General features: G+C 62.2%; 9 protein-coding genes. All 9 read left to right on the top strand.

Annotated features, from left to right (window positions below):
• Positions 1–995: ApeI family dehydratase (locus tag ACT3XD_RS03230; protein ID WP_444280539.1), on the top strand; the 995-nt coding region annotated here is incomplete at its 5' end.
• Complete coding sequence (locus ACT3XD_RS03225; RefSeq protein ID WP_192539917.1) at positions 988–1,743, top strand: glycosyltransferase family 2 protein; 756 nt, start codon at positions 988–990, stop codon at positions 1,741–1,743. The genes ACT3XD_RS03230 and ACT3XD_RS03225, both read left to right, overlap by 8 nt.
• Complete coding sequence (locus tag ACT3XD_RS03220; RefSeq protein ID WP_192539916.1) at positions 1,740–2,681, top strand: LpxL/LpxP family acyltransferase; 942 nt, start codon at positions 1,740–1,742, stop codon at positions 2,679–2,681. The genes ACT3XD_RS03225 and ACT3XD_RS03220 overlap by 4 nt, the downstream gene beginning before the upstream one ends.
• Positions 2,665–4,236 carry an HAL/PAL/TAL family ammonia-lyase gene (locus ACT3XD_RS03215; protein ID WP_441675459.1) on the top strand — a complete coding sequence of 524 codons (1,572 nt, stop codon included), beginning with the start codon at positions 2,665–2,667 and terminating at the stop codon, positions 4,234–4,236. The genes ACT3XD_RS03220 and ACT3XD_RS03215 overlap by 17 nt, the downstream gene beginning before the upstream one ends.
• A complete protein-coding gene (locus ACT3XD_RS03210) occupies positions 4,226–4,666 on the top strand; it encodes an acyl-CoA thioesterase (protein WP_018917628.1) in 441 nt (146 codons plus the stop codon). Before ACT3XD_RS03215 ends, ACT3XD_RS03210 begins: the two co-directional genes overlap by 11 nt.
• Positions 4,663–5,232: a LolA-related protein gene (locus tag ACT3XD_RS03205; RefSeq protein ID WP_192536552.1), complete on the top strand. Its 570-nt coding sequence runs from the start codon at positions 4,663–4,665 to the stop codon at positions 5,230–5,232. Before ACT3XD_RS03210 ends, ACT3XD_RS03205 begins: the two co-directional genes overlap by 4 nt.
• Complete coding sequence (locus ACT3XD_RS03200) at positions 5,229–7,526, top strand: MMPL family transporter (RefSeq protein ID WP_192536551.1); 2,298 nt, start codon at positions 5,229–5,231, stop codon at positions 7,524–7,526. Before ACT3XD_RS03205 ends, ACT3XD_RS03200 begins: the two co-directional genes overlap by 4 nt.
• Complete coding sequence (locus ACT3XD_RS03195) at positions 7,526–8,842, top strand: NAD(P)/FAD-dependent oxidoreductase (protein ID WP_225735981.1); 1,317 nt, start codon at positions 7,526–7,528, stop codon at positions 8,840–8,842. The genes ACT3XD_RS03200 and ACT3XD_RS03195 overlap by 1 nt, the downstream gene beginning before the upstream one ends.
• Positions 8,839–9,429: a DUF3261 domain-containing protein gene (locus ACT3XD_RS03190; RefSeq protein WP_192536550.1), complete on the top strand. Its 591-nt coding sequence runs from the start codon at positions 8,839–8,841 to the stop codon at positions 9,427–9,429. Before ACT3XD_RS03195 ends, ACT3XD_RS03190 begins: the two co-directional genes overlap by 4 nt.
• The last annotated feature ends 4 nt before the right edge of the window (positions 9,430–9,433 follow it).

Raw genomic sequence — 9,433 nt, 5'->3', positions numbered from 1 at the left:
CTAAGCCGCCTGCCCGCGTGTTCTCATCGGGTGCGCCCTTGGCACTGGAACATGCGCAGCTTACTGAACGCCTGTTACAGGCGCCGGTCATCGAGATCTATGGCAGCACCGAAACGGGCGGCATTGCCCAGCGTCGCCAAACACGCCGTATCAGCTGGCAGCCGCTGCCCGGCGTGGAGTTAGCATTTCAAGATGGCGGCCTGAGCCTGCGATCGCCGTATCTTGAGATGCCTCAGCAGTGGTGGCATCAGCCTGACCAGGTAGCGCCGGTAGATGACGGCTTCACGCTCCTGGGTCGAGCGGATCGTCTGGTCAAGATTGGCGGCAAGCGCGTTTCACTTGATCATGTGGAGCGCCTCCTTACGGCAGTGGAAGAAGTCAGCGAAGTACGCTGTGTCGACCTTGACCGCGACGACAGCCGTCTGGGTGCGGTGGTCGTGCTGGATAAAGCATCTCTTCCGCACCAGCGTGAAGCTCGGCAGCATTTGATCCAGCGTATGCGCACATACCTTTTCGATCACCTGGAGCCTATTGCCGTGCCCCGTTATTGGCGCTTTGTCGAAACGCTGCCGAGCAATGCCCAGGGAAAGCTGGACCGCACGCTGATCAACCGTCTGTTTGCCGACCTGGACGACCCGAAAGCGCCGCGCTGGCTGGGCGAGCATCCTCTGGATGCCAACAGCTGCGTACTGACGCTGGAAGTTCCGGAGCGGCTGGTGTTTCTGGAAGGCCACTTCGATCAGTATCCGATCGTCCCGGGCGTGGTGATGGTGCAGTGGGCCATCCATTATGCCCACGATATCTTTGGCCACAGAGGTGTGTTTCTGGGTATCGAGCGCTTGAAGTTTACGCGCGCGCTGCTGCCCGGCACTCGCTTCACCTTGGAGCTGACCCGCCGCGAAGACGGTATCGCGTTTAGCATTGACTCCCAGGAAGGGCGCCACTGCGCCGGGCGGGTTCGCCTGCAAGCGCCCAAGGGAGATCAGCATGGCTGAGCCAAGGCCCTGTATCCTGATCCCTGTGTACAACCACCCAGCGACGATCACTCCGCTCTGCACGGAACTGGCAGCGCTTGAGATACCGCTGCTGCTGGTCGATGACGGCAGTGATCAGCAGTGCGCCGCCGTTCTGGATCGCCTGGCTGAACAGGGCCATCACCTGCTGCGTCTTGAGACTAACCAGGGCAAGGGGGCGGCGGTACGTGCCGGATTACGCTACGCCGAGCAGCTGGGGTTCAGCCATGCACTTCAGGTCGATGCCGACGGCCAGCACGGGGTCGACGACCTGCCCGCGTTTCTCGCCACGCTAACGGTAGCCCAGCACACGCTGGTAGTGGGTTATCCTCGCTATGATGCCAGCGTGCCCCGAGTGCGCTTCTATGGCCGCTACGCCACTCATATCTGGGTGTGGATAAATACCTTATCGCTGGATATTCGCGACTCGATGTGCGGGGTCAGGCTCTACCCGGTGGCGCCGCTCAACCGAATGCTGGCCCGCCATCCCTGCGGCAATCGCATGACCTTCGATACCGAAGTGCTGGTGCGCTGGCACTGGGCACAAGGTGCCATGATGCACCGGCCGGTACGCGTGCACTACCCGCGCGATGGCATCAGTCATTTTGCCGTATGGCGCGACAACCGGCAGATATCGCTGATGCATACGCGCCTGTTTTTCGGCATGTTGTGGCGCCTGCCGCGCTTGCTCGCCCGACGCTTTCAGCCACACCGCGAGGTGAGCCCATGAGCCATCACTGGGCGCGGATCGGCGAACGCGGCACGCTGCTGGGAATGACCCTGATGGTGGCTATACAGCGGCGCCTGGGTCGCTGGCCTTTTCGGCTGGCGCTATGGCCGGTGATGCTCTGGTATTTTCTCGTCCATACCACGGCGCGACGCGCTTCCCAGGCTTTTCTGCAACGCCTTTATCCTTCGCTCAAGCAGCAGCCTTTCGCCCGTTGGTGGCAAAGCTACCGCCACTTTCTGGCCTTTGGCGAAACGCTGATGGACAAGGTCGAAGCGTGGAGCGGCAATATTGCCGACGAGCGCCTGGTGGGTAGCGGGGTCGAGCGCTTCACTCAAGCGATCGCTGGCGGTCAGGGCGGATTGATCCTTGTCGCCCACCACGGCAATCTTGACGTTGTAAATGCGCTGACCGAACGCCATACCAATCTCGACCTGACGGTCATGATGCACACCCGCAATGCGCGCAAGTTCAATGCCCTGCTTGAACGCGTCACGGGCAAGCCGCGCCCACAGATTCTCGAAGTCAGCGAAGTTACCCCGGCCACTGCCCAGACGCTGGCTGAGCGCATTAACGCTGGTGGCTATGTGGTCATCGCCGCCGACCGCCTTCCCCTGTCAGGCGAGCGAACCCAGCCGCTTGATTTTCTCGGCGACCGGGCAAGCTTCCCGGAAGGCCCTTTCCGCCTGGCTACCTTGCTGCGCTGCCCACTCTATACGCTGGCCTGCGTGCGCGATGATGACCACTTCAGGATCGACTTTGAGCTTCTTGGCGACACCCAGAGCCTGCCTCGTCGTCAGCGTGAAACGTGGATTACCGAGACCATGCAGGCGCATGCCGACCACCTGGCCGAACGCGTTCGGCGGCACCCGTTGCAATGGTTCAATTTTTATCCCTTCTGGATAAATGACACTGGATACCTTCATGACGATACTGCGTGACCCGACGGCGGGCCCTTTTACCCGCGAGCCGCTCATTCTGGATGGATCGATGGTCAGCCTTGAAGAGGTGTTGGCGGTTGCCGAAGGTCGCCGCCGCGTCATTCTGTCGACGACCCCCGATTTTCGTAAGCGTATTGCCAAAGGCAATGCCTTTCTCGAGCGCCTGCTAGAGGAAGAGGGCGTCGTCTACGGCGTTACCACCGGTTATGGCGACTCCTGCACCCGCGAAGTCTCCGCCTCCGACCTGGAGCAACTGCCCCGTCAGTTGTACACCTTTCATGGCTGCGGGTTGGGCGAGGCGCTGTCGGTTGAAGCCGCGCGGGCAGTGATCATGGTACGCCTTGTCTCGCTTTGTCGCGGCGTATCCGGCGTCAGCGTCGAACTTCTCGAGCGCCTGACATGGTTGCTTGAACACGACGTGATACCGGTGATTCCTGAAGAAGGCTCTGTCGGGGCCAGCGGGGATCTCACACCGCTATCTTACCTGGCTGCCGTCTTGTGCGGTGAGCGGGACGTATTTCATGACGGCAAGCGGCGGCCTACGGCTGAGGTGTTCGCCGAGCACGGGCTTACACCCTATCGCCTGAAGCCCAAGGAAGGTCTGGCACTGATGAACGGCACCGCGGTGATGACAGCGCTGAGCGTGTTCGCCTTCGCCCGCACCACTTATCTGGCGCGCCTGACCACCCGTATCACGGCGCTTTGTGTGCATGCGCTGAACGGCAACCCCTACCACTTTGATGCCGAGCTTTTCGCCGCCAAACCGCACCCGGGGCAGAACAAGGTAGCCGAACGCCTGCGCGAGGATCTCCACGCGCCCGATACGCCGCGCAACTCATCGCGCCTTCAGGATCGCTACTCGACGCGCTGCGCCCCGCATGTGATCGGCGTAGTGGAAGATGCCCTGCCCTGGTGGCGCCAGTTTCTCGAGAACGAACTCAACAGCGCCAACGACAATCCGTTGATCGACGCCGAACAAGGCAAGGTCATGCACGGCGGCCACTTTTACGGCGGCCATGTCGCCTTCGCCATGGATAGCCTCAAGCAGGCCTGCGCCAACCTCGCGGATTTGCTCGACCGCCAACTGGCGCTGCTGGTGGATGCTCGTTTCAATCATGGGTTGCCCAGCAACCTGAGCGGCGCCGCCCCCGAGCGGGCCAGCCTTAATCATGGCTACAAGGCCGTGCAGATCGGCGCATCCGCATGGACCGCCGAGGCGCTAAAGCTGACCATGCCCGCCAGCGTTTTCTCGCGCTCCACCGAATGCCACAATCAGGACAAGGTCAGCATGGGCACGATTGCCGCCCGCGATGCGCTGCGTGTGCTCACCCTGGTAGAACAGGTCGCGGCCGCCACGCTGCACGCGGCCTGTCAGGGTGTTGAGCTACGCAGCCAGATAGGCGATACGCCACCGTTGCCCGACCGTCTGGCTGAATTTCTGACCGACTGCCGCCAGATCTTTCCGGCACTTGGCGAAGACCGCGCCCTGGAACACGAACTCCGCACCCTGTGTGACGTGATTCGCCAACGCCACTGGAGCCTATATGACGCTTGATGATGGCAAACTGCCCCGCTACGAGACCGAACTGACGATACCGTTCCACGATATCGACATGATGCAGGTGGCCTGGCATGGCCACTATGTGCGCTATCTGGAAATTGCCCGCTGCGCGCTGCTTGATGCGCTCGATTACAACTATCCCCAAATGCAGGCCTCAGGGTTTGCCTGGCCGGTGATCGATTTACGCCTGCGCTACGCGGCCCCGGTGCTATTCGCCCAGCGAATCGCAATCGAAGCGCGCCTGAGCGAGTGGGAGAACCGCCTCAAGATCGACTACACCATCCGCGATGCACACACACGCAAACGCCTGACGCGCGCCTGGAGCGTTCAGGTGGCCGTCGGAATTGAAGACCGCGAAATGCGCCTGGAATCGCCCCCCGTTCTGCGGGAACGTCTGCTCGCCTGGCAGGAGGCCAATCAATGATGCGCGCCATTAACCAAGCAGCCTTTTGTGCCCTTGCCCTCACCATGCTGGCCGCCAGCGCCACCGCGTGGGCGGCTCCTGACACTGACGAGCTTGCCGCACGCCTGGCTGACAATGCACCGCAGTGCGGGCGATTCGAGCAGACACGCTGGCTAGCCGATCTCGATAGTCAGCTGGAAAGCCGTGGAACCTTTGAACATCAAGACGCGGGGCTTGTCTGGCAAACGACCTCCCCCATAAATGACCGCGTGGTGCTGAGCGCGGACAACGACGAGCTGCCGATGGGTTTTCAGGCGGTCGCCCCGGTGCTTGGTGGCCTGCTTTCAGGCGACTGGCAGGCGTTGGAGAGATACTTCGCCATCGAACTCAGCGGCACTCAAGATGAGTGGCAGGCCACGCTTACTCCCAGTGAAGCGAACATCGCCCAACGGCTTGACCACCTGATGGTTCACGGCAACCAGCAGGTAGAGCGTGTCGAGATCGCGTTCACCAATGATGACCGCCTCGAGCTTGCCTTGAGTGGCGCGGATTGCGAGCGCCTTGAAGACGATAAGCACACACCGTGAGTGAAGCAACGCGTCCCGGGCGCCTGGAGCGTCTGGCAGCTATCGGCTGGGCGGGGCTGCTGCTGGGCTGCGCCCTGCTCTTGGCTGGCCTGCTGAGCAAAGGCGCAGCGCTGGATACGCGCATCACTGCGCTGCTCCCGGAAACCCGGCAGGGAGCGCTGCTCGAATACGCCGAACAGCGCTTGACGCAAGCCTTCGAGGACCGCTTCGTGCTGCTGGTGCAGGGCGAAGCGCCGGCTCGGCTGGTTGCGGATCTCAAGGCCCGCCTTGAACAATCGGCCAGCGTCACGGCCTTTGACGATGACATTCTGCACACCCCCGACAGCGACTTGTCAGCGTACCGTTATCGGCTGCTATCGCCCTCGTTGGCCGCTGCCGATAACGACGCCTGGGTACAACGTGGTCTGCGACAGCTGTTCACGCCGGGAGGCGACGCGGACCCACGCCAGGACCCCTTTGGCCTGCTGGATGCCTGGCAGGACCAGCGCCTGGCTGGCCCCATTCGCCTGATCGACGGCCTGCCTGCCGTCAAGGATGAGGGCGCTGCCTGGTTCATCGTCAGCGGCCAACTCACGTCCAGCCCCTACGATATGGCCATGCAGCAACGCCTTGGCACGGCGCTTGCGGAATTTAGCGATGCTCATTCAGACGCCGAGCTGCTGCGCAGCGGGCTGGTGTTTCACGCCGCCGCCGGTGCCGAGCAGGCCAAGCGCGAAACCTTGACTATCGGCATCGGCTCGCTGCTGGGTATCGCCTTGCTGCTCTGGATCACCTTTCGGCGCGGTTCGATACTGGCCAGCCTGTTGCTGCCGGTGGCGTGTGGCGTTCTGTTTGCGCTGCCCTTGACCTGGCTATTGTTTGGTACGCTCAACCTGCTGACCCTGGCCTTTGGCGCCAGCTTGATCGGCATTGCGATAGATTACGCCCTGCATTTTCAATGCGCTCGCCAGCTGGCGCCCGAACAGCCGCTGGCCAGGCTTTGGCCGGGGCTATTACTCGGCCTGATATCAAGCCTCGTCGCCTATCTCGTCCAGCTTGCCACGCCGCTGCCGGGGCTGCGCCAGATGGCCACGTTCGTGGCGCTAGGCCTGATAGGTGCCTGGCTGACAGTACGCCTTTGGCTACCGTGGTTCACCCCGCGCCCCCATGCCGCCACCGCGCGTATTGCCACGCGGCTGAACCGCCTGCGTTTACCGCTTCACGCGCCCAGGTATTGGGGGCTGCTCGCCCTGCTTGGGGTTCTCGCAGTCGTCATGATCGCCACGCGGCTGTCCGCTGACGATGATCTTCGCCAGCTCAATCCGTCACCTGCCGAGCTGATTACCGAGCAGCAACGCGTGCAGATACTGCTGGATAGCCCGACCGCCAGCCGCTACCTGCTTGTCACCGCCGAGCAGGAAGGCGAACTATTGGAGCGCCTTGAAGCTCTGGACGCGGACCTTGCTGATTTAGAGGCGCAAGGGCACTTGACCCACTACCGCCACCTGGCCCAGGCGGTGCCCTCTAAAGCGACGCAAGACGCCAACCTTGAGCGCGTACGTCAGGCCTACCGTAACGCTCTGCCCGAGCTGATCGCCCAAGCAGGCCTTCCCCCGGCCTTGCTGGAAACCGCGCAGCGCTCGCTTGAAAGCGTACCGCTGCTGACGATCACCACGTGGCTCGACACTCCGGTGGGGCAAGCCGATGCCATGCTCTGGCTAGGCGCAGACGCCGATGACGAGCGTGCAGACATGGCGGCGCTGATAACGCTGGGCGATGCCGACAGTACTGCTCAACAGGCACTGGCTCGCCTTGCTGCACCGGAATACGTTCTTTACCAGGACCGGGTGGCAACGTTATCCAGCCACTTGGCACAGCTCCGCGACCAGATCGCCCTGTGCCTGGCCATCGCCGTGGCGGGGCTTGCGATGATATTTGGCGTTCGCTATCGCGGGCGGGCCTGGTGCGTATTATTGCCGCCGCTGGGTGCTCTGCTGGCGACCCTGGCACTGTTGAGCGCACTCAATATCGGGTTGACGCTTTTCCATCTGCTGGGGTTGCTGCTGGTACTGGGTATCGGTCTTGATGCGGGCATCTTCAGCACGGAACACCCGGACAGCGCAGCCGTGTGGCTGGCCATTAGCCTGTCGTGTGCCTCGAGCCTTTTGGCCTTCGGCCTACTGGCGTTCAGTGCCACACCCGCGCTTCACTACCTGGGGCTGACCTGCCTCATTGGCCTTGCATCCGCATGGGCGCTTGTGCCGTTTGCCAGGGCGGGCGCCCGGTCTCTCTCTTCTCGACAGGACACTCCCTGATGGCGACAGAAGCAACACAGCACATGAAAGCTCAGTCTTTAAAACCCCAGCGTTTGGGAACCCAAGACAGCACCGATGTGGCCATCATCGGCGCCGGCCCTGCCGGCGCAGCGGCGGCGGCCTGGCTTGCAAAGCGGGGGCTGGATGTGCGGGTGATCGAGCGCAGCCGCTTTCCGCGCTTCTCCATCGGTGAAAGTTTATTGCCCCAGTGCATGGTGCATCTTGAGGCCTGCGGCCTGCTGGAGGCCGCCAAGGCCGGCGGATTTCAAATCAAGAACGGGGCGGCCTTTACCTGGCGGGATCGCTATGCCGCCATCGATTTTCGCGACAAGTTCACGCCTGGCCCAGGCACCACGTGGCAAGTCGAACGCGCTGATTTCGACCAGCGCCTGATCGAAGGCGCGCGCCAGCTGGGCGCACAGGTTGAGTTTGATACCCGCGTTGAAGCGTTTACCGCCGACCCTGAGCGGCCCAGCCTTACGTTGGTCGATGCCAACGGTGAGCAGCGCTCGTTACACGCACGCTTTGTGCTCGATGCCAGTGGCTATGGGCGCGTCCTGGCGCGCCTCACCGGCCTTGCCCGCCCCTCGACGCTTGAGTCACGCTGCGCGCTGTTTACGCATATCGAGGATCGCATCGACTGTTCGCGTTACGACCGCGAGAAGATCCTGATCGGTTTGCACCCTGAGCATCCCGGCATCTGGTACTGGCTGATTCCCTTCAAGAATAGACGGGCATCGGTCGGCGTCGTGGGTGACCGGGCAACGCTGGAGGCCGCCGGCGTTAATGACGATGAACGCCTGTGGCATTTCATCCGTGCCGAACCGATGCTCGCCGAACTGCTGGTCAATGCGAGCGCCACGCGTGATATTGGCCGCCTGGAAGGGTATTCAGCAGATGTCGAGCAGCTGCACGGCCCCGGTTTCGCCCTGCTGGGTAACGCGGGCGAATTTCTTGATCCGGTTTTCTCTTCAGGCGTGACTATCGCCCTGGATTCGGCTCTGCGTGCCGCTCCCCTGGTCGAGCGCCAGCTGGCCGGTGAACACGTCGATTGGGATAGCCAGTTCGAACAGCCCCTACGACGCGGTGTCGCCACCTTCCGCGAATTTGTCGACGCCTGGTACGATGGCCGCTTACCGCGGATCATCTTCAATGACCAGCAGGTACCGCGCATACGCACCATGATCAGCTCAGTGCTCGCCGGCTACGCCTGGGATGAAGAAAACCCGTTCGTTGCCGCCAGCCGTCGACGGTTAAACAGCCTGGCAGAGGCCTGTACCGATATGCACCGCCATAGCGCAGGAAAGGACGAATGACCATGACGTTATCGCGTTTGGTGTATCAGGCAGGATTGATTATCGCCGCCCTATTAGTGCTCGCCGGCTGTGCCGGACAGCCGGTGGCGACCGTGCCCAGCCTTGCGACACTGCCGGAGATGGAAACGCAGCGGCAGCGCCTGACGTTTGAACACGATGACCAGCGCCATGAGATGATTGGCGTTCTGCGCCACGACGACAAGGCGTTGCGCCTGGCCATACTAAGCCCACAAGGCCAGCGCCTGCTGACCCTGATACACGACGACAGCGGCAGCCGCTTTCTACAGGATGCGGCCTTTGAGCCGCCCTTTACCGCCGAGTGGCTGGCTAGCCGTTTGAGCTGGAACCTGTGGCCCGCGCCTGCTATTGACCAAGCCTTTGAGTCCAACGCCTGGTCACTGCAAGAAGATGAGACGGGCCGCACGATCCGCTATCGACAGCGCGTCGTCGCACGGATCAGCGGTAACCCGGCATGCACGTTAATTGACGACGTCGAGGCAGGTTACCGCCTGTATATCATGCCCCTTAGTGACAGTAACAGTAACAGTGACACCGACCAGACAGCCGCCCCATGTTTAACCCCTTGATAGC

Origin of the sequence: Halomonas sp. AOP7-B1-5, assembly GCF_052353045.1 — a bacterium.
GTDB classification, from domain to species: domain Bacteria; phylum Pseudomonadota; class Gammaproteobacteria; order Pseudomonadales; family Halomonadaceae; genus Vreelandella; species Vreelandella colorata.
This window is presented reverse-complemented; position numbering and strand designations above follow the sequence as displayed.

Excerpts from the sequence above, each read along its gene's own strand:
- ACT3XD_RS03195 (WP_225735981.1), top strand. The coding sequence starts at position 7,526 with ATGGCGACAGAAGCAACACAGCACATGAAAGCTCAGTCTTTAAAACCC.
- ACT3XD_RS03215 (WP_441675459.1), top strand. The coding sequence starts at position 2,665 with ATGACGATACTGCGTGACCCGACGGCGGGCCCTTTTACCCGCGAGCCG.
- ACT3XD_RS03210 (WP_018917628.1), top strand. The coding sequence starts at position 4,226 with ATGACGCTTGATGATGGCAAACTGCCCCGCTACGAGACCGAACTGACG.
- ACT3XD_RS03220 (WP_192539916.1), top strand. The coding sequence starts at position 1,740 with ATGAGCCATCACTGGGCGCGGATCGGCGAACGCGGCACGCTGCTGGGA.
- ACT3XD_RS03205 (WP_192536552.1), top strand. The coding sequence starts at position 4,663 with ATGATGCGCGCCATTAACCAAGCAGCCTTTTGTGCCCTTGCCCTCACC.
- ACT3XD_RS03190 (WP_192536550.1), top strand. The coding sequence starts at position 8,839 with ATGACCATGACGTTATCGCGTTTGGTGTATCAGGCAGGATTGATTATC.
- ACT3XD_RS03225 (WP_192539917.1), top strand. The coding sequence starts at position 988 with ATGGCTGAGCCAAGGCCCTGTATCCTGATCCCTGTGTACAACCACCCA.